Source organism: Allochromatium humboldtianum, assembly GCF_013385175.1.
GTDB lineage: Bacteria > Pseudomonadota > Gammaproteobacteria > Chromatiales > Chromatiaceae > Thermochromatium > Thermochromatium humboldtianum.
On record NZ_JABZEO010000011.1, the window covers coordinates 83,435 to 107,685 of the forward strand.

At 64.8% G+C, this 24,251-nt stretch carries 17 protein-coding genes; 12 read left to right on the forward strand and 5 right to left on the reverse strand.

Annotated features, from left to right (window positions below; all coding sequences use genetic code 11):
- Positions 1 to 49: 49 nt before the first annotated feature.
- The 6 genes from pyk (at position 50) to HW932_RS15570 (ending at position 8,841) form a co-directional block, all read left to right on the forward strand.
- The gene (gene pyk, locus HW932_RS15545; RefSeq protein ID WP_176977406.1) at positions 50 to 1,492 is read left to right on the forward strand and encodes a pyruvate kinase; all 1,443 of its coding nucleotides are present in this window, start codon (positions 50 to 52) and stop codon (positions 1,490 to 1,492) included.
- Between the two features lie 5 nt (positions 1,493 to 1,497).
- Complete coding sequence (locus HW932_RS15550; RefSeq protein ID WP_176977407.1) at positions 1,498 to 1,935, forward strand: bacteriohemerythrin; 438 nt, start codon at positions 1,498 to 1,500, stop codon at positions 1,933 to 1,935.
- Positions 1,936 to 2,005: 70 nt separating this feature from the next.
- Entirely contained in the window at positions 2,006 to 3,070 is a 1,065-nt protein-coding gene (gene fba / locus HW932_RS15555) for a class II fructose-bisphosphate aldolase (RefSeq protein WP_176977408.1), read from the forward strand.
- Between the two features lie 101 nt (positions 3,071 to 3,171).
- Positions 3,172 to 5,181, forward strand: a complete 2,010-nt coding sequence (locus tag HW932_RS15560) for an ATP-binding protein (protein WP_246296859.1) — start codon at positions 3,172 to 3,174, stop codon at positions 5,179 to 5,181.
- Positions 5,175 to 5,606, forward strand: coding sequence for a response regulator (locus HW932_RS15565; RefSeq protein WP_176977409.1), 432 nt, complete (start codon positions 5,175 to 5,177; stop codon positions 5,604 to 5,606). The genes HW932_RS15560 and HW932_RS15565 overlap by 7 nt, the downstream gene beginning before the upstream one ends.
- 4 nt (positions 5,607 to 5,610) lie before the next feature.
- Positions 5,611 to 8,841, forward strand: a complete 3,231-nt coding sequence (locus HW932_RS15570) for an EAL domain-containing protein (protein ID WP_176977410.1) — start codon at positions 5,611 to 5,613, stop codon at positions 8,839 to 8,841.
- Positions 8,842 to 8,879: 38 nt separating this feature from the next.
- Here HW932_RS15570 and HW932_RS15575 read toward each other — a convergent pair whose 3' ends face one another.
- Positions 8,880 to 10,181 (reverse strand): sensor domain-containing diguanylate cyclase, encoded by a 1,302-nt coding sequence (locus HW932_RS15575; RefSeq protein ID WP_176977411.1) that lies wholly within the window; start codon positions 10,179 to 10,181, stop codon positions 8,880 to 8,882.
- A 108-nt stretch (positions 10,182 to 10,289) separates the two neighbouring features.
- Between HW932_RS15575 and HW932_RS15580 the strand changes: the two genes are divergently transcribed.
- Complete coding sequence (locus tag HW932_RS15580; protein ID WP_176977412.1) at positions 10,290 to 13,685, forward strand: transglutaminase family protein; 3,396 nt, start codon at positions 10,290 to 10,292, stop codon at positions 13,683 to 13,685.
- Positions 13,686 to 13,702: 17 nt separating this feature from the next.
- On the opposite strand, the gene HW932_RS15585 is transcribed toward HW932_RS15580, so the two are convergent.
- Positions 13,703 to 15,466, reverse strand: a complete 1,764-nt coding sequence (locus HW932_RS15585) for an AAA family ATPase (RefSeq protein WP_176977413.1) — start codon at positions 15,464 to 15,466, stop codon at positions 13,703 to 13,705.
- Positions 15,467 to 15,670: 204 nt separating this feature from the next.
- Here HW932_RS15585 and HW932_RS15590 point away from each other — a divergent pair, with 204 nt between their 5' ends.
- From HW932_RS15590 to ubiD, 3 genes are all read left to right on the forward strand, one after another.
- Complete coding sequence (locus tag HW932_RS15590) at positions 15,671 to 16,240, forward strand: CNP1-like family protein (protein ID WP_246296860.1); 570 nt, start codon at positions 15,671 to 15,673, stop codon at positions 16,238 to 16,240.
- 150 nt (positions 16,241 to 16,390) lie between these two features.
- Complete coding sequence (gene prlC / locus HW932_RS15595) at positions 16,391 to 18,433, forward strand: oligopeptidase A (RefSeq protein WP_176977414.1); 2,043 nt, start codon at positions 16,391 to 16,393, stop codon at positions 18,431 to 18,433.
- An 18-nt stretch (positions 18,434 to 18,451) separates the two neighbouring features.
- On the forward strand, positions 18,452 to 19,936 hold the full coding sequence (ubiD, locus tag HW932_RS15600; RefSeq protein WP_176977415.1) for a 4-hydroxy-3-polyprenylbenzoate decarboxylase: 1,485 nt from the start codon (positions 18,452 to 18,454) through the stop codon (positions 19,934 to 19,936).
- A gap of 16 nt (positions 19,937 to 19,952) precedes the next feature.
- Here the strand turns inward: ubiD and HW932_RS15605 are convergent, their stop codons facing one another.
- Both HW932_RS15605 and HW932_RS15610 read right to left on the reverse strand, forming a co-directional pair.
- A complete protein-coding gene (locus HW932_RS15605) occupies positions 19,953 to 20,231 on the reverse strand; it encodes an RNA recognition motif domain-containing protein (RefSeq protein WP_176977416.1) in 279 nt (92 codons plus the stop codon).
- A gap of 221 nt (positions 20,232 to 20,452) precedes the next feature.
- Entirely contained in the window at positions 20,453 to 21,319 is an 867-nt protein-coding gene (locus HW932_RS15610) for an SDR family oxidoreductase (RefSeq protein WP_176977417.1), read from the reverse strand.
- 15 nt (positions 21,320 to 21,334) lie between these two features.
- Between HW932_RS15610 and HW932_RS15615 the strand changes: the two genes are divergently transcribed.
- Both HW932_RS15615 and HW932_RS15620 read left to right on the forward strand, forming a co-directional pair.
- Positions 21,335 to 21,622 (forward strand): 2Fe-2S iron-sulfur cluster-binding protein, encoded by a 288-nt coding sequence (locus tag HW932_RS15615; RefSeq protein WP_176977418.1) that lies wholly within the window; start codon positions 21,335 to 21,337, stop codon positions 21,620 to 21,622.
- A gap of 180 nt (positions 21,623 to 21,802) precedes the next feature.
- Positions 21,803 to 22,426, forward strand: a complete 624-nt coding sequence (locus tag HW932_RS15620) for a hypothetical protein (protein WP_176977419.1) — start codon at positions 21,803 to 21,805, stop codon at positions 22,424 to 22,426.
- On the opposite strand, the gene HW932_RS15625 is transcribed toward HW932_RS15620, so the two are convergent.
- The gene (locus tag HW932_RS15625) at positions 22,362 to 24,200 is read right to left on the reverse strand and encodes an AAA family ATPase (protein ID WP_176977420.1); all 1,839 of its coding nucleotides are present in this window, start codon (positions 24,198 to 24,200) and stop codon (positions 22,362 to 22,364) included. The two genes, HW932_RS15620 and HW932_RS15625, sit on opposite strands and share 65 nt — an antisense overlap.
- Between the last annotated feature and the right edge of the window lie 51 nt (positions 24,201 to 24,251).

Here is a 24,251-nt window from a genome sequence, read left to right on the forward strand (position 1 = left end):
CGAACGCTAAAACCCCTGAATGCTGGACGCACAAGACGCGACTACAACCATGCCAAGACGCACCAAGATCGTTGCAACCCTAGGGCCGGCGACCGACCCGGTCTCGGTCACGGACGAGATCCTCGCCGCCGGCGTGGACGTCGTTCGCCTCAATCTCTCACACGATACCCATGACCGCCACCGCGAACGCGCCGCGCGCATTCGCGAGCGCGCGTTGGCCGCTGGTCAGGAGATCGCGGTCCTGATGGATCTGCAAGGCCCCAAGATCCGCATCGGTAAATTCCAGGATGGCAAGATCTCACTGGCCAGGGGCGACCGCTTCGCCATCGACACCCACTGCCCGATCGACGCCGGCGACCAGACGCGCGTGGGCACCACCTATGTCGAGCTGGCCGATGATGTGCGCCACGGCGATACGTTACTGCTCGACGACGGCGCCATCGAACTCTGGGTCGACGCGGTCGTCGACGGTCGCATCGAGTGTCAGGTCGTCACCGGCGGCACGCTCTCCAACAACAAGGGCATCAACAAGAAGGGCGGTGGACTCTCGGCCCCGGCCCTGACCGACAAGGACAAGGACGACATCCGCTTCGCCGCCGAGATCGACGCCGACTATCTGGCCGTCTCCTTCGTGCGCAACGGCGACGACGTGCGTCTGGCGCGCGAGCTGTTCTATGAGGCCGGCGGACGCGGCGGCATCGTCGCCAAGATCGAGCGCGCCGAGTCGCTCAAGGGCATCGACGACATCATCAACGCCGCCGACGCCATCATGGTCGCGCGCGGCGACCTGGGCGTGGAGATCGGCGACGCTGAACTGCCGGCGGTGCAGAAGCGTCTCATCAGCCGCGCACGCGAGTTGAACAGCGTCGTCATCACCGCCACCCAGATGATGCAGTCGATGATCGAGAATCCGATCCCGACCCGCGCCGAGGTCTTCGACGTCGCCAACGCCGTGCTCGACGGCACCGACGCCGTGATGCTCTCGGCCGAAAGCTCCATCGGCAAGAACCCGGCCAAGGTGGTCGAGGCGCTCGATCGCATCTGTCTGGAGGCCGAGAAGAGCGCCACCCGCTCGGGCCATCGGCTCGACTCGGTGTTCGGGCGCGTCGACGAAGGCATCGCCATGGCGGCCATGTATACCGCCAATCATCTGGGTGTGAAGGCGATCGCCGCACTCACCGAGACCGGCTCGACGGTCAAGTGGATGTCGCGCATCAGCTCGGGCATCCCCATCTACGGCATGACGCGCTCGGTGCCGACCCAGCGCAAGGTACGGCTGTTCCGGGGCGTCTATCCGGTGGCCTTCGATGTGGCCAGCACCGACATGCACGAGGTCAACCGCGAGGTGATCGAGGAGCTGCTGCGCCATGGCACGGTGCAGCACGGCGATCTGGTCATCATCACCAAGGGCGACCGCTCGGGCGTCGAGGGCCAGACCAACATCATGAAGATCATGCGCGTCGGCGAGCACCGGCTACTGAACGAGGACTGAGATCCATGGCGTATTGGGTATGGGATGAGTCGCTCGACATCGGCATCGATGTCATCGACACACAGCACAAGCGCATCGTCGATTACATCAACGAACTCCATGCGGCCAAGCAATCGAAGGATTCGGAACGGCTTTCGACCATCCTGGCCGGACTGCGCGATTACACCCGCACCCATTTCGTCTTCGAAGAAGAGGTCATGAAGCAGTCCGGTTATCCGCTCTCGGAGGCGCACAAGAAGGTCCACGATGCCTTCGTCGATCAAATCGATCGGTATGTGAAGCAGCATGAAAGCGGTCAGGATATAACCGGAAAGCTCCTGTCCGAGCTCCAGATCTGGCTCACAAACCATATCCAGAAGGACGACCGGGACTATGCGACCTGCGTCGTCAAGATGACGCAGGGGAGCTGGATCCAGCGGACGTTGCGCCGCTTCTTCGGTTAGCCGTCTCTTCCGCCGCACCCGGTCGGTCGTTCACAATCACCCTTCACTCCAACAACACGAGGACTCGTCCATGGCCCTGATCTCAATGCGTCAGATGCTCGACCACGCCGCCGAACACGGCTACGGCGTGCCGGCCTTCAACGTCAACAACCTGGAGCAGATGCGCGCCATCATGGAAGCGGCCGACGAGACCGATTCGCCGGTCATCGTCCAGGCGTCCGCCGGTGCGCGCAAGTACGCCGGCGCGCCCTTCCTGCGTCACCTGATCCTGGCCGCCATCGAAGAGTGGCCGCACATCCCGGTCTGCATGCACCAGGACCACGGCACCTCGCCGGCCGTCTGCCAGCGCTCGATCCAGCTCGGTTTCAGCTCGGTCATGATGGACGGCTCACTCCAGGAAGACGGCAAGACTCCGGCGACCTATGAATACAACGTCGAAGTCACCCGCCGCACCGTCGAGATGGCCCATGCCTGCGGCGTCTCGGTCGAAGGCGAGCTGGGCTGTCTGGGATCGCTCGAAACCGGACAGGCCGGCGAGGAAGACGGCATCGGCGCCGAGGGCACGCTCGATCACAGCCAGCTCCTGACCGACCCCAACGAGGCCGCCGACTTCGTCAAGAAGACCGGCGTCGACGCGCTGGCCATCGCCATCGGCACCTCGCACGGCGCCTACAAGTTCACCCGTCCGCCCACAGGCGACATCCTGGCCATCGAGCGCATCAAGGAGATCCACACCCGCATCCCGACCGTGCATCTGGTCATGCACGGCTCCTCCTCGGTGCCCCAGGAGTGGCTGGCGATCATCAACCAGTTCGGCGGCGACATGGGCGAGACCTATGGCGTGCCGGTCGAGGAGATCGTCGAGGGCATCAAGCACGGCGTGCGCAAGGTCAACATCGACACGGATCTGCGCATGGCCTCCACCGGCGCCATCCGCAAGAGCCTGCACGACGACCGCAAGAACTTCGACCCGCGCAAGTATTTCACCGCCGCCACCAAGGCGATGAAGGACATCTGCAAGGCGCGTTACGAAGCCTTCGGCACCGCCGGCAACGCGAGCAAGATCAAGGTGATCTCGCTCGAAGGCATGACCGCGCGCTATGCAAAGGGTGAACTGGATCCCAAAGTGAACTGAACGACCGTCCCGCGCGGACGTCGAAACGGACCCAGGGGCGCGCGAGCGCCCCTTTTTGTGCTATTCATGCGTCTCCCACCGATCAGACAGGGGACCGGCGCATGAAGGATCGACCGCTCAAACCCGCTCTATCCAAAAAATCCTGGATCTTCGTGCTGCTGACCGTGCTGCCGATCCTGACCATGGAGCAGCTCATCGAGCATTTCGCCCGTCAGAGCACGCTGGAGCAGGAGCGGATCGGCATTCTGAACAGTCTCGCGATCCTGCGCACACGACTGGAAGGACTGATCAACTCACATCTGCTGTTGGTGCATGGACTGACCGCCGTGATCTCCGCGCGTCCGGAGATCGAACAGGACGAATTCACCCGGATCGCGCACGGACTGGTCAACGAACGCCATGCACTGCGCAACATCGTCGGCGCGCCGGATCTGGTCGTCTCGCTCGTCTACCCCCTGGCCGGTAACGAAGCCGTCCTGGGCCTGGATTACCGGACGCATCCCGTTCAGGGCCCCACCGCACGGCGGGCGATGCAGACCGGACATTCCGTGCTGGCCGGCCCCGTGCCGCTCGTACAGGGCGGCATCGGCATCATCATCCGCGAGCCGGTCTTCATCGGGTCACGGCAATCCGGCGAGAAGCCGCGCTCTTGGGGGCTGGTCTCGGCCGTCATCGACATCGTGGAGCTCTATCGCGAGTCGGGTATCCTCGATGCCGAATCGAATCTGCGGCTGGCCTTGCGCGGGCGCGACGGCACCGGCGCCGCCGGCGAGGTCTTCTTCGGCGATCCGCGCATCTTCGACAACGACCCGATCCTGAGAGACATCGCGGTTCCCGGCGGTGTCTGGCAAGTGGCGGCCATCCCGAAGTCCGGCTGGGGCCGGCCAACGGCCACCCTGTGGGCGATCCGTCTGATCGGTCTGCTGGCCGCGCTGGCGGCTGGACTGATGGTCGCGCTGCTGGTGCGCGGCAACGAGGCCCTGCACCGCCAGAACCAAACCCTCGACCGCACCAGCCGGCTGGCGAAGGTCGCCGGCTGGGAGGTCGACGCCGCGACGCTGAAGGTGTCCTGGTCCAGCGAGTTGGCGCGCATCTTCGACCTGGAACCCGGCCAGGGCGAGACCGGCATCGACCTCGACGCCGGACTCAGCGCCTTCGAGGGGGACATGCGCGCCACCCTCGAACAGGCACTGCGGGAGGCGCTGGAAGAAGCGCGCCCCTATGATCTGGAACTGGAGATGACCACGGCCAGGGGCGCGCGCAAATGGCTGCACACCATCGGCATCCCCGTCTGCGAGGGTGGGCGCGTAATCCGGATCGAGGGTGCGCATCAGGACATCACCAGCCGCAAGCTGGCCGAGATCGAGGCCCAGCGGCTCAACGCCGAGCTGGAAGAGCGGGTCGCGGCGCGTACCGCCGAACTCGCCGCCATCAACAAGGAGCTGGAGACCTTCAGCTATTCGGTCTCGCACGACCTCAAGGCGCCGCTGCGCGGGATCGACGGCTACAGCCGGCTGCTGCTGGAGGATCATCAGGATCGACTGGACGAGGAAGGCCGGCTCTTTCTCAACAATGTCCGCCAGGGCGTGGCCCAGATGAACGAGCTGATCGAGGATCTGCTGGCCTATTCGCGCATCGAGCGGCGCGGAATGTACGGCGCGACGCTCGATCTGGCACAGCAGGTGCGGCAGGCACTGGCCGAGCATGACGAGGCGCTCAAGGCCAGGCACGGGGTCGTCAGACTGGCGCTGGACGAGGGACTCAGCGTCCAGGCCGACCCGGATGGCCTGGCGATCGTGCTGCGCAATCTGCTGGACAATGCGCTCAAATTCAGCCGTCCCGATCAGCCGTCGGAGATCGACATCGACGCAGAGGTCATGGAACAATCCATCATCCTGACCATCCGCGATCACGGTATCGGCTTCGATATGCAGTTTCACGACCGTATCTTCGAGATCTTCCAGCGTCTGCAACGCGCCGAGGATTATCCCGGCACCGGCGTCGGTCTGGCGATGGTGCGCAAGGCGATGCAGCGCATGGGCGGACGGGTCTGGGCCGAGAGTGCGCCCGGCGCGGGCGCCGCCTTCCATCTGGAGCTGCCGCGATGCTGAACGAGGCCGCCCTGCGCCCCATCCTGCTGGTCGAGGACAACCCGATGGACCTGGATCTGACCCGGCGCGCCTTCGCCCGCCGCCGGCTGGCCAATCCCATCGAGGTGGCGCGCGACGGTCAGGAGGCGCTGGACTGGATCCCGCGCTGGGAGGCCGGCGAGCCCCTGCCGCTGGTGGTCCTGCTCGACCTGAAACTGCCGCGCGTGAGCGGGCTGGAGGTACTGCGTCAATTGCGTGAGCATCCGATCAGTCGGGATCTGCCGGTGGTGGTGCTGACCTCCTCCAGCGAGGACCGGGACATCGAGACCGCCTATCGGCTGCACGCCAATTCCTACATCGTCAAGCCAGTCAATTTCGATACGTTCATGGAGGTGGCGGCGCAGATCGAACTCTACTGGTGCCTGCTCAATCATCCGCCGAGGTGACTGAATGCGCGTCCTGCATGTCGAAGACAATCCGGTCGACGTCGATCTCACCCGGCGGCGGCTGGCACGTCAGGCGCCCGACATCGAACTGGATCAGGTCGGCAGCCGGTCCGAAGCGCTGGAGCGCCTGTCCGCCCTTGGAGGCTATGACCTGGCGCTGCTGGATCTGCGTCTGCCCGACGGCTCCGGGCTGGATCTGCTGGCCTGGATCCGCGAGCGGCGTCTGCCGCTGGCCGTGGTGGTGCTCACCGGCTCGGGCGATCAGGACGCCGCCATCGCCGCGCTCCAGGCCGGGGCCGACGACTATCTGACCAAGGGCGAACACGCCTTCGAGCGTCTGCCGACGACCCTGCGCGACGCCTGGCGCCGCTTCCGTCTGGCCCAGACCCGTCAGGCCCGACCGCTGCGCGTGCTCTATGCCGAGCACACGCCCGCCGACATCGATCTGACCCGGCGCCATCTGGCACGCTACGCGCCCCACATCCGACTGACGGTGGTCGAGGACGCCGGCCAGATCCTGGCGCGCCTGCCGGTCGATCCGCACACCCCTGCCGCGTTCGATCTGTTGCTGCTGGACTATCGGATGCCTGGGCTCGATGCCCTGGAGGTCGTCAAGGTGCTGCGCGCCGAGCGCGGACTGGACATCCCGATCGTCATGGTCTCGGGTCAGGGCAGCGAGGAGGTGGCCGCGCGCGCCATGCATCTGGGCGTCAACGACTATCTCTCCAAGCATCCGGGCTATCTGCACCAGCTCCCGGCCACGCTGGAGAAGGCCTGGAGTCTGGCGGAGCTGGGACGCGAGCGCGCCAATCTGCGCGCGGCTTCCGAACGGCTGGGACTGGCGCTGGCCACCAGCCCGGTGATCCTCTACAGCCGCCGGCTCGGCCCGGACGAGCGTCCGCTGACCTGGGTCAGTGAGAACATCGCGCGTCTGCTCGGCTATGGTCCGATGTCAGCGCTCCAGCCCGGCTGGTGGGACTCGCGGCTGCATCCGGAGGATCGGGAAGCGGCGCTCGACTGGCTGAGCGAACTGGACCGGGGCGGCGCGATGGTGCATGCCTATCGCCTCATCGATGCCCAGGGCCGGGTGCGCTGGATCCAGGACGAGGTCACGCTCCTGGAGACCGACGGCGGCGCGACCCACGAGGCCACGGGCGCCTGGCACGACATCACGGCGACCAAGGCAGGCGAGCAGAGGCGCGAGACGCGCCTGGCGGTGCTCGACGCCCTGATCGACAAGCACTCGCTCGCCGACATCCTCGGTGAGATCGCCGCACGCCTGGAGCGCATGGAACCGGACATGCAGGTCCGGCTCCAGATCGGCAGCGATGGGCCCTGCCTGCCCGCCGGCAAGACGGCGCCCGAACGCCCGGCTGACTGGGTCGCGCCCTTCAAGGACGGCGCCGGACAGATGCTCGGCCGTCTGTGTGTGCACTATGTCGAGCCGCGCGCCCCGACGCCGATCGAGCGCGAACTCATCGAGGAGTGCGCCTGCATCGCGGGCCTGGCGGTCACGCGGGTGCGGGCCGACACCCGGCTGCGCCAAGCCGCGACCGTGTTCGAGAGCACCCGCGAAGGGGTCATCATCACCGACCTCGATGGCTGCATCCTCGACGTCAACCGCGCCTTCACCGAGATCAGCGGCTACAGCGAATCCGAGGTGCTGGGCCGCAACCCCAACCTCCTGCGCTCCGACCGCCAGGACCGCGCCTTCTATCAGGCGATGTGGCAAAGCCTTAAGACGGCCGGACACTGGCAGGGCGAGATCTGGAACCGGCGCAAGAGCGGCGAGCTCTATCCGCAGATCCTCACCATCAATACGGTCGCCGACAGCCAGGGCCGCCCGAGCCACTACGTCGGCGTCATGACCGACATCAGCCAGCTCAAGCAGTCCGAGGCGCGACTCGAACACCTGGTCCATTACGACCCCCTGACCAACCTGCCCAACCGGCGTCTGGTGCAATCGCGGCTGGAACATGCCCTGGATCGCGCCGATCGCCAGAACGGACGGGTGGCGGTACTTTTCGTCGACCTGGATCGCTTCAAGACCGTCAACGACAGCCTGGGGCATCCGAGCGGCGATGCGCTGCTGGAACTGCTCGCGCGGCGTCTGAGCGAGCGGGTGCGCGAGGACGACACCCTCGCCCGGCTCGGCGGCGACGAGTTCCTGGTGCTGCTTGAGAACCTCCAGCGACCGGAGGATGCCGCCGGGGTCGCCGAATCGCTCCTGAGCTTGCTGCAACGCCCCTTCCATCTGCCCAACGGCCAGGAACTCTTTGTCGGCGCCAGCATCGGCATCAGTCTCTACCCGGACGACGGGCGCACGGTGACGGATCTCATCCAGCATGCCGATGTCGCCATGTATCAGGCCAAGGAAGAGGGCCGCAACACCTATCGCTTCTACACCCCGACCCTCACCCAGACTGCCCGCGAGCGTCTGGGGCTGGAGGCGCGTCTGCATCGGGCGCTCGCCGGCGAGGAGTTCGTGCTGCACTATCAGGCTCAGGTCGACATGCGCGACGGGCGTCTCATCGGTTGCGAGGCGCTGGTGCGCTGGCACTCGGCTACCGAAGGACTGGTCGCGCCCGACCGCTTCATCCCGCTGGCCGAGGAGACCGGCCTGATCGTGCCGCTGGGCGAATGGGTGCTGCGCCAGGCCTGTACCGACTGTCAGTCCTGGCGCACGAACGGACTGGCGGATCTGACGATCGCCGTCAACCTCTCGGGCCGTCAGTTGCGCAGTCCGGATCTGGTCGAGCGCGTCACCCGTGTACTGCGCGAGACCGGCCTGCCGGCCGAGCGGCTCAAGCTGGAGCTGACCGAGAGCATGATCATGGATCAGCGCGAACAGGCGCTGGAGCGCCTGCACGGACTCAAGGCGCTCGGCGTGCGGCTGTCGATCGACGACTTCGGCACCGGCTATTCCTCGCTGGCCTACCTCAAGCGGCTGCCGATCGACGAACTCAAGATCGACCGCGACTTCGTGCGCGACATCCCCGATGATTCGAGCGACATGGAGATCGCGGCCACCATCATCGCCATGGCCCGTAACCTGAGACTCAACGTCATCGCCGAGGGCGTCGAGACCCCGGAGCAATGCGACTTCCTGATCCGTCAGGGCTGCACCGCCGGTCAGGGGTATCTGTTCGGACGTCCATTGCCGACCGAGGCGTTCGCGCAGACGATAGGCACGCCCTGGACACCGGAACGCGGAGCCCCGGCCACTGATCCCTGAATGCCGGACGCCGGAGGCTGAAAGCCGGTCGCCCACCATCAGGGCGCCAGATACACCCGATTACGTCCACTGTGCTTGGCCGCATAGAGCGCGCTGTCGGCGGCCTTGGTGAGTGTCGCGAGACTGGCCTTCTCCGGATCCAGCTCGGCGACCCCGATGCTGGCCGTGAACCCCAGCCACCGCCCATCGTGCAGCCTCAGCGGCGTGGTCGCGAGTCGCGTCCTGAACCTGTCCATGAGCACGCGGCTCTGGTCCAGCGTCGCGCCCGGAAGCAGGACGGCGAACTCCTCGCCGCCCAGCCGCCCGATGACGTCGCTCTCGCGAAAGGAGGTGCGCAGTAGCCCGGCCAGATGGATGAGCGCCTGATCGCCGACCTCATGGCCATGGGTATCGTTGATACGCTTGAAGAAATCGATGTCGATCATGGCCAGCGAGAGCTCCTGCCCATCACGTAGCGCACTGGCCAGACGCCCCTGGGCGTGCTCCGAGAAACCGCGCCGGTTGAGCACGCCGGTCAAGGGGTCGGTGGTCGCCAGCTCGCGCAGGACGGACACCTCGGCCTTCTGCGCGGTGATGTCGCGCTCGATGGCGGCGAAATGAGTCACCTCGCCCCTGGCATTGCGCAGGGGCACGATCTTGAGTTCGACCCAGTATTCCTGGCCGCCCTTGGTGTAATTGACGATCTGCTCGCGGATCGGGGCGCGATCGATGAGCGCCTGACGGATGCGCTCACGGGCCTCGGGGTCGGTGTGTTCGCCCTGCAGGATGCGCGGCGACTGTCCGATGACCTCCTCGGGCGTGTAGCCGGTCAGATCAGTGAAGGCATCGTTGACATAGAGGATGCGCGGCCCCTTCCCGACCACGGGATCGGCCTCGGTCACGACCACCGGATCGCTGGCATAGGCGACGATCTGCTCGAAGGGGATGTCCTGCTTCTCACTGGTGATGTCGATGAAGCTGACCACGACCTTGGCGATGGTTCCGCCCGGGTCGCGTTCGGGATAGGCATTGGCCAGCACCCAGGTCACGTCCTCGGAGCGACTATCGACGATCCCGAGGATCTGATTGATCACCGCCTCGCCGCCGGCCAGGACACGATTGACCGGATACTGATCCACCGGCAACAGGCGCTTGTGTTCGTCGAGGAAGCGCCACTCGGGATCCAGCGCCGCCTTGCCCAGGGCCTGATTGGCGGTCAGACGCAGCAGTTCCAGGGCGCGCGGGTTGGCATAGAGGATCTCGGTCCCCTGACCATGCACGACGACGCCGGCGTGCAGCGAGGCCAGCAGGGCGCCGGCGTCGATGGCCTCGTAGGGCATGAAGGTGTCTTTGGTGTCCATGAGCCGGCTCTGGGTCTTGAAAGGTTCGCGGAGGCGCCGAGACGAGACATGCAGGGCATTTTGTGGGATCGTAAGCGCAAAAGCCACGCTTTATGGGAAACACGCCCCATGTCCATCCTGGTCGCCCTGAACCACAAGACCGAATACCGCTTCGACCGCTCCGTCGGACTCTCGCCGCATGTGGTGCGGCTGCGTCCAGCTCCCCATTGCCGCACCCCGATCCGAGCTTATTCGCTCAAGGTCGAACCCGAAGGGCATTTCATCAACTGGCAGCAGGACGCCTTCGGCAACTATCTGGCCCGGTTGGTCTTCCCCGAGAAGACGCGGCGGCTGTCGATCGAGGTCGATGTGATCGCCGAGATGATCACCATCAACCCCTTCGATTTCTTCCTGGAAGAGTCGGCCTATCACTATCCGTTCGCCTATGCGCCGGATCTGCGCAAGGAGCTGGCGCCCTATCTGGAGATCACCGACGACGGCCCGCTGTTGCGCGAGTGGCTGGCGGGCGTCGACCGCGCCAAGCGCGAGACGGTCTATTTCCTGGTCGATCTCAACCAGAGGCTGCAACAGGACATCGGCTATGTGATCCGGATGGAACCGGGCGTGCAGAGTTGTGAGGAGACGCTCAAAAAACGGCTCGGTTCCTGCCGCGACACCGGCTGGCTGCTGGTGCAGATCCTGCGTCATCTGGGGCTGGCGGCGCGTTTCGTCTCGGGCTATCTGGTGCAGTTGACGGCGGACGTCAAGGCGCTCGACGGACCATCGGGGCCGGAGCAGGATTTCACCGACCTGCATGCCTGGGCCGAGGTCTATGTACCGGGCGCGGGCTGGATCGGACTCGACCCGACCTCCGGGCTGTTCGCCGGCGAGGGGCACATCCCGCTCGCCTGCTCGCCCGCGCCGCGCGGGGCCGCGCCGATCGAGGGCGCGACCGACAAGTGTGAAGTCGAGTTCTATTTCCACAACCAGATCGAACGCATCCACGAAGACCCGCGCGTCACCAAACCCTATACCGAGGAACAATGGACGGCGATCGAGGCGCTCGGCCATCAGGTCGACGCCGAACTGCGGATCAACGACGTGCGCTTGACCATGGGCGGCGAGCCGACCTTCGTCTCGATCGACGACATGGACGGCGCGGAGTGGAACATCGATGCGCTGGGGCCGACCAAGAAGATACTCGCCGAGGATCTGCTGCGTCGGCTCCAGGCGCGCTTTGCGCCCGGCGGACTGCTGCATCTCGGTCAGGGCAAGTGGTATCCGGGCGAGCAACTGCCGCGCTGGGCGCTGTCCTGCTTCTGGCGCAAGGACGGCGAACCCATGTGGCGCGATCCGGCGCTGTTCGGGCACGAGGACGGCGACTATGGTCACGGCCCGGCCGAGGCCGAGCGTTTCATCCGCACCCTTGCCCGGCATCTGGGCGTCGACCCGGACCATGCCGCGCCGGCCCACGAGGATGCCTGGTATTACCTGTGGCGCGAGGCGCGGCTGCCGGTCAACGTCGATCCGCTCGACAACAAGCTCAAAGACCCCAATGAACGCCAACGCATCGCCCGGCTGTTCGATCAGGGCTTGAACCGCGTGGCCGGCTTCGTGCTGCCGTTGCGCTGGTGGGGACTCGGGATCGATGGGGGCTGGAAGAGCGGATGCTGGACCTTCCGCGACGGGCGGCTGTTCCTGATCCCGGGCGACTCGCCGATGGGACTGCGGCTGCCGCTCGACGCCCTGCCCTATGTGCCGGAGAGCGATCAGGAACCCTTGCTGGAGCGCAATCCGTTCGAGCCGGTCGCGCCTCTGCGTTCACCTTATGATGAAGTAGCGCGACGCTACAGCCGTCTGGTCGAACCGGCGCAGACGCCGCAGAGTATCCGTGAACAGGGTGTCCAGCCGCGCGATCTGGCGGCGCGTTACGGCCGTCTCGCTCCGCGCGACGAGGCCCATCAGGACGTGCGTCCGCAGACAGCACCCAGCGACACCCCACACCCGGACCTGATCCGCACCGCGCTCTGCATCGAACCGCGCTCGGGCCGCCTCTACTGCTTCATGCCGCCCGTGACGCATCTGGAACACTGGCTGGATCTGGTCATGTGCATCGAGGATACGGCCGCCGAACTCCGCCTGCCGATCATCATCGAGGGCTACGAACCGCCGCGCGATCCGCGTCTGCAAAAGCTCGCCGTCACCCCGGACCCCGGCGTCATCGAGGTCAACATCCATCCGGCCGAGAGCTGGGACCAACTGGTCTCGGATACGCAGATCCTCTACGAAGAAGCACGGCTGGCGCGGCTCGGCACCGAGAAGTTCATGCTCGACGGCCGTCACACCGGCACCGGCGGCGGCAACCATGTCACGCTCGGCGGCCCGACCCCGGCCGACAGTCCGCTCCTGCGCAAGCCGGATCTGGTGCAGAGCCTCATCACCTATTGGCAGCATCATCCGAGCCTGTCCTATCTGTTCTCGGGGCTGTTCATCGGCCCGACCAGTCAGGCCCCACGGGTCGACGAGGCGCGCGACGACCGGCTCTACGAACTCGACATCGCTTTCCAGCAGATGCCGCCCGGCGAGGTGCCCCAGCCCTGGATCGTCGACCGCGTATTGCGCAACCTGCTGACCGATGTGACGGGCAACACCCATCGCACCGAGTTTTGTATCGACAAGCTCTATTCGCCCGACAGCGCGGCGGGGCGTCAGGGATTGCTGGAATTCCGGGGCTTCGAGATGCCGCCGCATCATCGGATGAGTCTGGCGCAGATGCTCTTGCTGCGCACCCTGGTCGCGCGCTTCTGGAAGGAACCCTATCGACGCAAGCCCATCCGCTGGGGCACCGAGCTGCACGATCGTTTCCTGCTGCCGCATTTCGTGCGTCAGGACTTCGCCGACGTCGTCTGTGACCTGCGCCGCGCCGGGTATCCGATCGAGCTGGACTGGTTCGAGCCGTTCTTCGAGTTCCGGTTTCCGCACTATGGCGATCTGATCACCGACAACGGCATCGACATGGAACTGCGCGCGGCCATCGAACCCTGGCACGTCCTCGGTGAGGAGGTCACGGCTCAGGGCACGGCGCGCTTCGTCGACAGCTCGGTGGAGCGGATGCAGGTCAAGGTGAACGGGATGGTCGACGCACGGCACGTCCTGGTCTGCAACGGCCGGCGTGTCCCGCTGCGCCCGACCGGACGCCGTGCCGAATTCGTCGCCGGCATCCGCTTCAAGGCCTGGAGTCCGCCGTCCGGTCTGCATCCGACCATCCCGGCGCACAACCCGCTGGTATTCGAGATCGTCGATCTCTGGAACCGGCGCAGTCTCGGCGGCTGCACCTATTACGTCGCCCATCCGGGCGGACGCAGTGAGTCGAGCCTCCCGGTCAACAGCTACGAGGCCGAGAGCCGGCGTATTGCGCGCTTCCGCGTCATGGGCCACACCCCAGGCGAGATCGATCCGCCGCCCGAGGAACCGGCGGGCGAGCATCCCTATACCCTGGATCTACGCTATCGACCGGGTTGTTGAGAACCGCGTTTGGAGCGTCAGACGTCGGCGACGGTCTGCCAGACGACCCGCTCCAGCCCGACCCCAACCACGGCATACAGGCGCAGATCGGTCAGGCCGTAGCGTTCGGTCAGCGCCGCGCCATAGCGGCGCGCCTGCTCGGCGGCTGTCTGCAACGCCTGACGCACCGCCGACTGTGCGGCCAGTTCGTCTGCTGAGGCGGCCCGCACCTGCTCGCCGTCAAGCTTGAGCTGGGCCAAGCTCACATATTTGAACTCAAACAGCAGATCGAGCGCCTTGACCGCCCGCCGGTCCAAGCGCCGGATCAGGCTCAGATCGACATAGCCGTGGTCCATCTCGGTTTCCGAGACCAGCATGTAGAGCCGGTCATCGAACAACAGGGTCAGGAAAGCCAGCTTGACCATCAGTTCGTTCGTCCAGCGATAATCGCGATTGGACAGGATCGGGAAATACCGCGCTTCGACGAAAGAGACCAGCGGGGTCAGGTCGCCGGTCCGAAACACCTCCTTGCGCAGCTCGGGAACGCGGGTCTTGTCCTCGTAGGTCTCCAGCCACAGATCCTGCAAGCGCTCCACATACAGCGACCGGGCGACCAGATTGGGGATATTGAGGATCGGCTCCAGAAAGTCGCTCAGCCCAGTGTGGGTGAGGACGCCGAAGTAATAGAGCAGCGAGGCCATGAACGGTCGATCCTTGACCGACGCGAGCACATCGGCGACCCCGAAGCGTTTGGTCAGTTGCGGAATCCTCAGACCGCCCTCACCGTCGAGGGCCTGCACCAGCACCTCCTCGCCATGCGGCAGGTCGGCGATATAGCGCAGCTTGCCGCGATCCATCGCCAGGTTTTCATCCAGCATCCGCAGCGGATAGCGGCCCTTGGTGTGCAGAGCCTTGAGGAAATACAGACTCAGGGTCGGGTTGTAGAGCCGCTCACCGCCTTCTTCGCTGAAACAATAGCCGTTATAAAAGGTGCGCATCAGCTCCAGGGCTTCCGTCGGCGACCAGGCGCCCCCCTCGGCGGCCAGGCGCTCCAGCACGGCGGCAACTTCAGACTCGGTGAAACCGCACAGGTCGTTGAAGGCGGCTTCGAGATAAATGTCCTCGCCGACGTTGTAGCCGCTGGTCATGTCGCTGAGCACCACGGGCGAGACACCCGTGATGAAGACTCGATCGATACCCTGCCCCATGGCGGCCTTGACGCCTTTGAACAGGGTTTTCAGGAGGCCTTCGCCATACAGCAGGCCCTCGTAGAATTCCTGCCGGCGGCCGCTCATCAGCACTTCGTTGGCGAAGTTGTCGTATTCGTCGATCAGCAGGTACAGGAAGTGATCTTCCCGACGCACTCGACGCAGCAGCGACGACAGTGAAATCACCGCATCGTCCGGAACGATCTCGATATCGTCCCAGCCATAGTGCGCCGCGCAGTCCTGGATGGCGGCGTTCACATGGCGATGCAAGGCCATTTCGATGTCTTTCATCTCCCCCTGGGACTTCACCAGCGAGAAATCCCATTTCAGGATGAAGTATTGATTGTGCAGGGGTGTTGGATTGCGTCCGATCGCTAGGTTCCCGAACAGGGCGTCGAACTGGTCGGCGCGCTTGACATCGTAATAGTGCTCCAGCATCGAGAGCAGCAGGCTTTTGCCGAAGCGGCGCGGGCGGATGAAGATCAGTTGGCGCCCGACGGCTTCCAGGCGCGGAATGCGGTCGGTGCGATCCTGATAGAAGTAGCCTTCCCGAATCAGGGTGCCGAAATCGCTCAGGGCATAGGGAAACTTCATCGAGGTTTGCTCCTGAAAGCTTGAGATCTAGCGTCGATGGTACTACAGCCCTGAGGCGGTCCAGGCAGCTAGAGCTTAAACATTTTGCGCATCGCACCAACGCCTGATCTTTTGAGGACAGACGTTCACAGGATCCACTCGACCCCAGACGAATCCTGTCGCATCATGGTCGGCCTCCTCTCGATGCATGACCCACGGCACCCAATGAGACAGACCCGATTCACACGACTCTATGTCCTGTTCGCCATGCTTTGGGACACCTCGGTCCTGGCCGAGGACAGCCCCTTCATCCACGAGCCGGAACCCTTCACCCCGTCGAGCGTCAAGCCCGGAACGCCCTGGACCGAGGCGCTGACCCGGTTGCCCCCGCTGCCGGCCGACGCGGATCTGATCGAATTCAGACTCGACGGCTCCCAGGATTCGTTTCGCTATTTCATCGATGGTAAGCATCTGAGCGTCGGTCCCGATGAGGTGGTGCGCTATACCCTGGTTGCGCGCTCCGACACGGGCGCGCGCAATCTGTCCTTCGAGGGCATCCGCTGCACGCCTCAGGGCCAGTACCGGGTCTTCGCCTATGGCACTGGCAGCGGATTCACGCCCGTGAACGAGGACTGGCGGGAGATCGGTCCGGCCACCGAGCGCTATCGGGTCGAACTCCAGCGTCATCACTTCTGCATTCCGCGCGCCTTCAAGCCCCGCCCCGTCAAGGACATGAAACGCTCGCTCCAGGGGCACATCGCACCGCGCCAGAACAGCGGCTTCCTGCCGGACTGAATTCAATCACTCTGAGCCGCCTTGAATGGCGGCTTGTAGCCGCGATCTTTTGTGGGTCGAACCCCAAGGCTTTATGATGACCGTCCGCCGACCACGCGCGCGGCGGTCGTCCACCGAACACTCGTCAACCGACCACGGATCACGCCATCCATGTCCAATCCACTCATCGATCAAGCCGGTCTGCCGGCCTTCAATCTGATCCGTGCCGAGCACGTCGAGCCGGCCGTCGACGCCCGGCTGGCCGAGTGTCGTGAAGCGATCGAACGGCTGACGCGCGAGGTCGCGGTGCCGACCTGGGAGAACTTCGTCGAGCCGCTCGACGAGGTCGACGATCGCCTGAACCGCACCTGGTCGCCGGTCGGACACCTCAACGGCGTGCTCAACAGCGAGGCCCTGCGCGCGGCCTACAACGCCTGTCTGCCCAAACTCAGCGAGTACGGCACCGAGGTCGGTCAGAACGAGGCGCTGTTCCAGGCCTATCGCGCCGTCGCAGCCCAGGAACATCTGGACGCGGCGCAACGCAAGCTGCTGGAGAACGCCCTGCGCGACTTCCATCTCTCGGGCGTGGATCTGCCAGCCGAGAAGAAAGCGCGCTACAAGGCGATCAGCCAGGAGCTGTCGCAACTGACCAGCAAGTATTCCGAGAACGTGCTGGACGCGACCAACGCCTGGAGCAAACACATCACGGACCAGACGCGGCTCACCGGCCTGCCCGAATCGGCGCTGGCGCTGGCGCGTCAGAACGCCGAACGTCAGGAACTGGACGGCTGGCTGTTCACGCTCGACATGCCCTATTACCTGCCGGTCATGACCTATGCCGACGACCGCGCGCTGCGTTTCGAGTTCTACCAAGCCTTCGGCACGCGCGCTTCGGATCAGGGACCGCACGCCGGACAATGGGACAACACCGAACTGATGGAACGCATCCTGGCCCTGCGTCACGAGCTGGCCGGGCTGCTCGGATTCGCCAACTATGCCGAGCGCTCGCTGGCGACCAAGATGGCGCGCTCGCCTGACGCGGTGCTGGGCTTTCTCGACGATCTGGCCGCGCGCTCGGTCGGACAGGCACGGCGCGAGCTGGCCGAACTGGAGGCGTTCGCACGCGAACAGCACGGCGTCGAGCAGTTGGAGCCCTGGGACATCACCTATTACTCCGAGAAGCTGCGCGTCCATCGCTACCAGATCAGCCAGGAGGAACTGCGCCCCTACTTCCCGATCACGCGCGTCCTGCTCGGGCTGTTCGGCGTGGTCGAGCGACTGTTCGGCATCCACATCCAGGAAGCGCCGGCCTTCGAGACCTATCACCCGGACGTGCGCTTCTTCGAGATCCGCGATCTGCTCACCGGCGAGCTGCGCGCGCAGTTCTATCTCGATCCCTTCGCGCGTCCGAACAAGCGCGGCGGCGCCTGGATGGACGTCTGCACCAACCGGATGCACACCAGCCGTTGTGATCAGATCCCGGTCGCCTATCTGGTCTGCAACTTCACGCCGCCGGTCGGGGATCAACCGTCGCTGTTGACACACAACGAGGTGGAGACCCTGTTCCACGAGTTCGGGCACGGGCTGCATCACATGCTCACGCGCGTCGACTATCCGGGCGTGGCCGGCATCAATGGGGTGCCCTGGGATGCGGTCGAGCTGCCGAGCCAGTTCATGGAGAACTGGTGCTGGGAGCGCGAGTCGCTGGATCTGTTCGCCGCGCACTGGGAGACCGGCGCACCCCTGCCCGAGGAACTCTATACGCGCATGATCGCAGCCAGGAACTTCCAGTCGGCGATGCAGATGGTGCGTCAACTGGAGTTCGCGCTGTTCGACTTCCGGATGCATCGTGAATACGATCCCGAACGCGGCGGGCGCATCTACGAGATCCTCGAAGCCGTGCGCGATCAGGTCGCCGTGATCCGGCCGCCGGCCTTCCACCGCTTCGCGCATGGGTTTTCGCACATCTTCGCCGGCGGCTATGCGGCTGGGTATTACAGCTACAAATGGGCCGAAGTGCTCTCGGCGGATGCCTTCTCGCTGTTCGAGGAGCACGGCGTCTTCGATGCCGACACCGGGCGTTCCTTCCTGGAGAACATTCTGGAGAAGGGCGGATCGGAAGACGCCATGGCGCTGTTCGTCAAATTCCGTGGACGCGAGCCGACGACCGATGCGCTGCTGCGTCATTCGGGCATCGTCGCTGAAGCGGCTTAACAGGAGCCTCGAACCAGGATGCAATACCGCGATCTGCGCGACTTCATCGACCAGCTCGAACAGCGCGGCGAGCTGCACCGCGTCAGCGTCGAGGTCGATCCCTATCTTGAAATCACCGAGATCTGTGACCGCACTCTGCGCGCGGGCGGTCCGGCACTGCTGTTCGAGCGGCCCAAGGGATCGCGGATTCCGCTGCTCGGCAATCTGTTCGGCACGCCCAAGCGGGTGGCGCTCGGCATGGGTGAGGAATCGGTCGAGGCGCTGCGCGAGGTCGGGCGGCTACTCGCCTTCCTCAAGGAGCCCGATCCGCCCAAGGGCATGAAACAGGCCTGGGAGACGCTGCCGATCTTCAAGAAGGTGCTCGACATGGCGCCCAAGGTGCGGCGCAATCCGGCCTGTCAGGAGGTCTCGCTGAGCGGTGCGGAGATCGATCTCGGCCGGCTGCCGATCCAGCACTGCTGGCCGGGGGATGCCGCGAAGCTCATCACCTGGGGGCTGGTCATCACGCGCGGGCCGGAGAAGTCGCGCCAGAACCTGGGCATCTACCGGATGCAGGTGCTCGGACCCAACCGCGTCATCATGCGCTGGCTGTCGCATCGCGGCGGGGCGCTCGACTATCGCGACTGGCAACGCGCCAATCCCGGTCAGCCCTTCCCGGTCGCCGTGGCGCTGGGGGCCGATCCGGCGACCATCCTCGGCGCTGTGACGCCGGTGCCGGACACGCTGTCGGAATACGCCTTCGCCGGTCTGCTGCGCGGCAGCCGCACCGAGCTGGCGTCCTGTCTGGAATCCGATCTCCAGGTTCCGGCCAACGCCGAGATCGTGCTCGAAGGTCACATCTACCCGGACGACATGGCCCCAGAGGGACCGTTCGGCGACCACACCGGCTATTACAACGAGGTCGATTCCTTCCCGGTCTTCACCATCGAGCGGATGACCCATCGGCGCAACCCCATCTATCACAGCACCTACACCGGCCGTCCGCCCGACGAACCAGCGGTGCTGGGCGTGGCGCTGAACGAGGTGTTCGTGCCGATCCTGCGCAAGCAGTTCCCCGAGATCCAGGATTTCTATCTGCCGCCCGAGGGCTGTTCCTACCGGCTTGCGGTGGTCAGCATCCGCAAGCAGTATCCTGGACATGCCAAGCGGGTGATGATGGGTGTGTGGTCGTTCCTGCGCCAGTTCATGTACACCAAGTTCGTGATCGTGGTCGACGAGGACGTGAACACGCGCGACTGGACCGATGTCATCTGGGCCATGACCACGCGCATGGACCCGGCACGCGATACGCTGATGATCGAGAACACGCCGATCGACTATCTGGACTTCGCCTCGCCCGTGTCCGGGCTAGGCTCGAAGATCGGCTTCGACGCCACCAACAAGTGGCCTGGGGAGACGACACGCGAATGGGGACAGCCGATCCGCATGGACGAAGGCGTCCGCGAACGGGTCGACCGGATCTGGGGAGACTTGGGGATAAAGCTCGAACCGCGCCAACACTGACGCGGTTCGAGGTCGATCAGTAGCGGCCGCCGCCGCCCCCACGGGGACGCTCGGCGCGCGGTCTGGCTTCGTTGACGGTCAGTTTGCGGCCCTTCATCTCGGTTTCGTTCAGGGCCTTGATGGCCGCGTCGGCCTCGGAGTTGTTGGGCATGTCGACGAAGCCGAATCCCTTCGACTGACCCGAGAACTTGTCCTTGATCACCTCGGCGGAAGCCAGTTCACCGAACTGACCGAAGATGTTCCGCAACTCGTCGTCGTTCACGCTATAGGGCAGATTGCCTACGTAGATCCTCATCGCTGCTGTCTCTCGCGCTCATCATGTGTGTCGATCGATCGATACCGCCGCGGGCCGACACACAAGCCGCCGCGACAGCCATGGAAACACGCCGACTCAGCTGACAGCATTGGAACCCTGGACTTAGCCGCCAATCGCCGTTTCGGCGGAAGCTAGTGGATGCGCGTCCTTGCGTCAACCATGGCACGCTAAAAAACCGCATTTTTCGCAAGGCCAATCGCTCAACCGAGTGCCTGTGCCAGCCCTTCGGCCAGGGTCGGGTAGCGCAGCTCGACACCCAGTTCCTCGCGCAGACGGCGATTGGACAGGCGGCGCGACTCACTCATATAGCCCATCATGCCCTCGGACAGATGGGCGGACGCCTCGGCCATGGATACGAGCGGCGGCGGCGCTAGACCGGCGGCTTCGGCGAGCTGCATGAAATACTCGGTCATGGTGCTCGGATGACCGTCGCTGACATTGAAGATGTCGCCATCGCGCCCGTGTTCCATGGCCGCGACACAGATCGCGACCAGATCATCGACATGGATACGGTTGCTGTAGGGCGCCTCCTCGGGGCGCACCAGAGGCAGACCGCGCCGCAGACGCTCCAGCGGCAGGCGTCCAGGCCCGTAGATGCCGGCGACCCGCAGCACGATCAGCTCACCGCCGTGGTCGCGACTCCAGCGGCGTAGCTGCTCCTCGGCATCCAGGCGACGGAGCGAGCGGTCGAGGGTCGGGCGCGTCGGCCAGTCCTCGTCGACCCAGGCGCCGTCACAGTCGCCATAGACGCCCGTGGTACTGATGTAGACTAGGCGTCGTGGATGACCAGCCTGGTCGAAGGAGGCGATCAGGCGGCGCGTGTGGAGATCGTCGGTTCCGTGCGCCGGCGGCGGCGCCAGATGGAACAGACGCACGCCGGCGAGCGAACAGGGCATGGGATCGGTCCCGGCCAGATCATGGCGCATGGCCGGGATGCCGGCGGCGGCCAGACGCTCCAGCCCGTCCCGACTCCGCACCAGACCGATGACGGATTCGCCTTCATCGAGGTATTGGCGCGCCAAGCGTTCGCCTACATATCCACAGCCTGCAATCAGGATATCCCGCATGAGTTCGCTTCCGTTATGAGTTTCAAGATCGAGATTTTACCCGATGGCCCGAGCTTCGAGGCCAATCCCGGCGAGACCCTGCTCCGGGCCGCACTGCGTCAGGACGTCGAGCTGCCCAACGGCTGTCGCGGCGGCCATTGCGGCGCCTGCGCGATCACGCTCAAGAGCGGCTTCATTCACTATCCCAGCGGGCAGATCGAGGCGCTGCATGGGCGACCGGCCGGTACCTGCCTGACCTGTCAGGCGGTGGCGCACTCGGACTTGACCATCGAGCTGGCGCCGCCGCCGACACGGACGCTCTGAGCGCGCTAGCCAGAAGACCGGCGACTTCGGCATACTGAGTCCCGGCGCGCGGCGGTGTCGCGACGGACCGCGCAATCCTGGCGCATTCACCAACCGGTCATGCCTCGCGACACCCTGCCTCAGCGCGCTGCCTCCGCTCACCCTGTGGGATACCGCGCCAATATTGGAGCCGATCGACTGATGTACCCCTTCGTGCGTGCCCTGCTCGCTGCCCTGCTCGCCGTGCTCATGACGGCCTGCGCCACCACCGGCCCGGTTTCTTCGGTCTGGACGCCGCCGAACCAAGCGCCCAGACACTATGAACGGCTGGTGGTCTTCGGCGTGACCAACAATCCCAAGGTGCGGCGCGCCTATGAGGACAACTTCGTCAAGCAGCTCCAGACGCTTGGCGTCACGGCCACGGCCGGACATGAGCTGGTCTCGGATCGCAATCTCGGTCGACTGACGCGGCTGACCGAGGGCTATGCGAAGGTCAAGGCCGATGGCGTCCTCATCACCCATCTGGTGGCCGATGAAACGCCCGGCGCCCGGCCGGCGGCGCGGATCGGCTCGGTTCCCGATCACTACCGCCATCTGGTCGGCTATTTCAGCCAGGTCTACGAGGAAGTCTGCGCGCCGGGCTATTACAGCGATCTCGAATCACTGCGGCTCGAAACCAATCTCTACGACGCCAAGCAGGAGCGGCTGGTCTGGTCCGGTCGCTCACAGCCGCTCGATCCAAGCTCGGAGCGCACCACCATCAGTCAGGTGATCGAGGAGATCGTCGCTCAGATGCAGCGGGATGGTTTTTTGCCAAGCCGTTGAGCGGCAACATCCGCCACACAACACGCTCAAGGCCAAGTGCAACCACGGCAAAAGCGTGCAGTTCCGTGAGGCCATGGCGCTCTTTCAAGGTGGCGCCATAGGCGTGCGCCTGAGCCTCGGCCTCGTCGAGCTTCCTCGCCACGGGCGCCAGCTCGGCCAGCGCCTCGCGTGACCGTTCACGCACCTGCTCGCCGGTCAGACCCAGCTCCTTCAGGCTCAGATATTTGAACTCCAGCAGCAGATCCAGCACCTGGAAGCGACGCTTGTCCGGGCGCACGATCAACGCCAGGTCGACATATCCGCGCCCGGTCTCCAGCTCGGAGACGGCCATGTAGAGCCGATCGTCGAACAGCAGGGTCAGAAAGGCGAATTTGACCAACAGCTCATTGGTCCAGCGATAGTCGCGATTGGAGAGCACCCGGAAGTAACGCTGTTCGATCAGCTCGGCCAGCGGAACCAGATCGCCCCGTTGCCCCAGAGCGCGCGTCGCCTCGGGCAGCTCACGCGCACTCTCGGTCAACGGCAGCCAGCGTTCGCGTAGTCGCTCGACATAGAGTCCGCGCGCCACCAGATTGGGGATGCGCAATCGACACTCATCGAAGGACGTCAACCCCGCCAGCGTCAGGATGCCGAAGAAATAGAGCAGCGAGGCCATGAACGGCTCATCCTTCACCGCCGCCAGCACATCGGCCACCCCGAAGCGCTGCACCAGTTCCGGCACCAGTACCTGATCCTCGCCGCTCAGCGCCTCGACCAGCAGTTCCTCGCCGCCGGACAACTGCGCGATATAGATCAGCTTGTTGCGGTCCATCGCCAGATTCTCATCCAGCATCCGACGCGGATACCGCCCCTGATGCGCCAGCGCCTTGAGAAAATACAGGCTCAGGGTCGGATTGTAGAGGCTCTCCGTGGCGTCCTCGCTGAACCGATAGCCGTTGTAGAAGGTGCGCATGGTCGCCAGCGCATCATCCGCCGACCAGTCGCCGCCCTCCCCTGCCAGTTGCCGCAGCACGGCCGAGACCTCGGACTCAGTGAAGCCGCACAGATCATTGAACTGGGGCAACAGATAGATGTCTTCGCCGACGTTGTAGCCGCTCGTCATGTCGCTGAGCACGATCGGCGAGACGCCGGTGATGAACACTCGATCCACGCCCAGTCCACCGGCCCCCGCCTTGACCGCCTTGAACACGCTCTTGAACAGCCCTTCACCCTGCAATAGGGTCTGGTAGCGATCCTGACTGCCGGGACGATCCGCCATCATCACTTCGTTGGCGAAGTTGTCGTACTCGTCGATCAGCAGATAGAGCCGGTGCGGGGTCGCGCGCACGGCACCCAGCACGGACTGGAAGGAGGCCAGCGCATCACCGGGATGAAGCTGGATCTCGCGCGTCCAGTGATCCTGATAGTCGGCGACGAACCGAGTGAGACAACCGTTGAGATAGCGATGCAGGGCCGCTTCGATGTCGGCGATCTCGCCATAGGCGGGGATCAGCGAGAAGTCCCATTTGAGGACGAAATACTGATTGCGCAGCGGCGTGGGATTGCGCCCCACGGCCAGCGAGCCGAACAGCGCCTCGAACCGGTCGGCGCGATTGAGATCGTAGTAGTGCTCCAGCATCGACAGCAGCAGGCTCTTGCCGAAGCGGCGCGGGCGCAGGAAGATCAGTTGCCGTCCACTGTCTTCCAGTGCCGCGAGGCGATCGGTGCGATCCTGATACCAGTATCCATGCTCGATCAGGGTGCCGAAATCACTCAGGCCATAGGGAAATTGCATGGATTGCACAGCCTCCCCAGCTTGAAGGACAGGTTTTTTTGCGCACTACAG

What these genes read in the sequence shown, in the direction of transcription:
- HW932_RS15575 (WP_176977411.1), bottom strand. Translation starts at nt 10,181, where the DNA reads ATGGACACCAAAGACACCTTCATGCCCTACGAGGCCATCGACGCCGGC.
- HW932_RS15560 (WP_246296859.1), top strand. Translation starts at nt 3,172, where the DNA reads ATGAAGGATCGACCGCTCAAACCCGCTCTATCCAAAAAATCCTGGATC.
- HW932_RS15615 (WP_176977418.1), top strand. Translation starts at nt 21,335, where the DNA reads ATGAGTTTCAAGATCGAGATTTTACCCGATGGCCCGAGCTTCGAGGCC.
- pyk (WP_176977406.1), top strand. Translation starts at nt 50, where the DNA reads ATGCCAAGACGCACCAAGATCGTTGCAACCCTAGGGCCGGCGACCGAC.
- HW932_RS15610 (WP_176977417.1), bottom strand. Translation starts at nt 21,319, where the DNA reads ATGCGGGATATCCTGATTGCAGGCTGTGGATATGTAGGCGAACGCTTG.
- HW932_RS15625 (WP_176977420.1), bottom strand. Translation starts at nt 24,200, where the DNA reads ATGCAATTTCCCTATGGCCTGAGTGATTTCGGCACCCTGATCGAGCAT.
- HW932_RS15590 (WP_246296860.1), top strand. Translation starts at nt 15,671, where the DNA reads ATGAGACAGACCCGATTCACACGACTCTATGTCCTGTTCGCCATGCTT.
- HW932_RS15605 (WP_176977416.1), bottom strand. Translation starts at nt 20,231, where the DNA reads ATGAGGATCTACGTAGGCAATCTGCCCTATAGCGTGAACGACGACGAG.
- ubiD (WP_176977415.1), top strand. Translation starts at nt 18,452, where the DNA reads ATGCAATACCGCGATCTGCGCGACTTCATCGACCAGCTCGAACAGCGC.
- HW932_RS15565 (WP_176977409.1), top strand. Translation starts at nt 5,175, where the DNA reads ATGCTGAACGAGGCCGCCCTGCGCCCCATCCTGCTGGTCGAGGACAAC.
- HW932_RS15585 (WP_176977413.1), bottom strand. Translation starts at nt 15,466, where the DNA reads ATGAAGTTTCCCTATGCCCTGAGCGATTTCGGCACCCTGATTCGGGAA.
- HW932_RS15620 (WP_176977419.1), top strand. Translation starts at nt 21,803, where the DNA reads ATGTACCCCTTCGTGCGTGCCCTGCTCGCTGCCCTGCTCGCCGTGCTC.
- HW932_RS15580 (WP_176977412.1), top strand. Translation starts at nt 10,290, where the DNA reads ATGTCCATCCTGGTCGCCCTGAACCACAAGACCGAATACCGCTTCGAC.
- fba (WP_176977408.1), top strand. Translation starts at nt 2,006, where the DNA reads ATGGCCCTGATCTCAATGCGTCAGATGCTCGACCACGCCGCCGAACAC.
- HW932_RS15550 (WP_176977407.1), top strand. Translation starts at nt 1,498, where the DNA reads ATGGCGTATTGGGTATGGGATGAGTCGCTCGACATCGGCATCGATGTC.
- HW932_RS15570 (WP_176977410.1), top strand. Translation starts at nt 5,611, where the DNA reads ATGCGCGTCCTGCATGTCGAAGACAATCCGGTCGACGTCGATCTCACC.
- prlC (WP_176977414.1), top strand. Translation starts at nt 16,391, where the DNA reads ATGTCCAATCCACTCATCGATCAAGCCGGTCTGCCGGCCTTCAATCTG.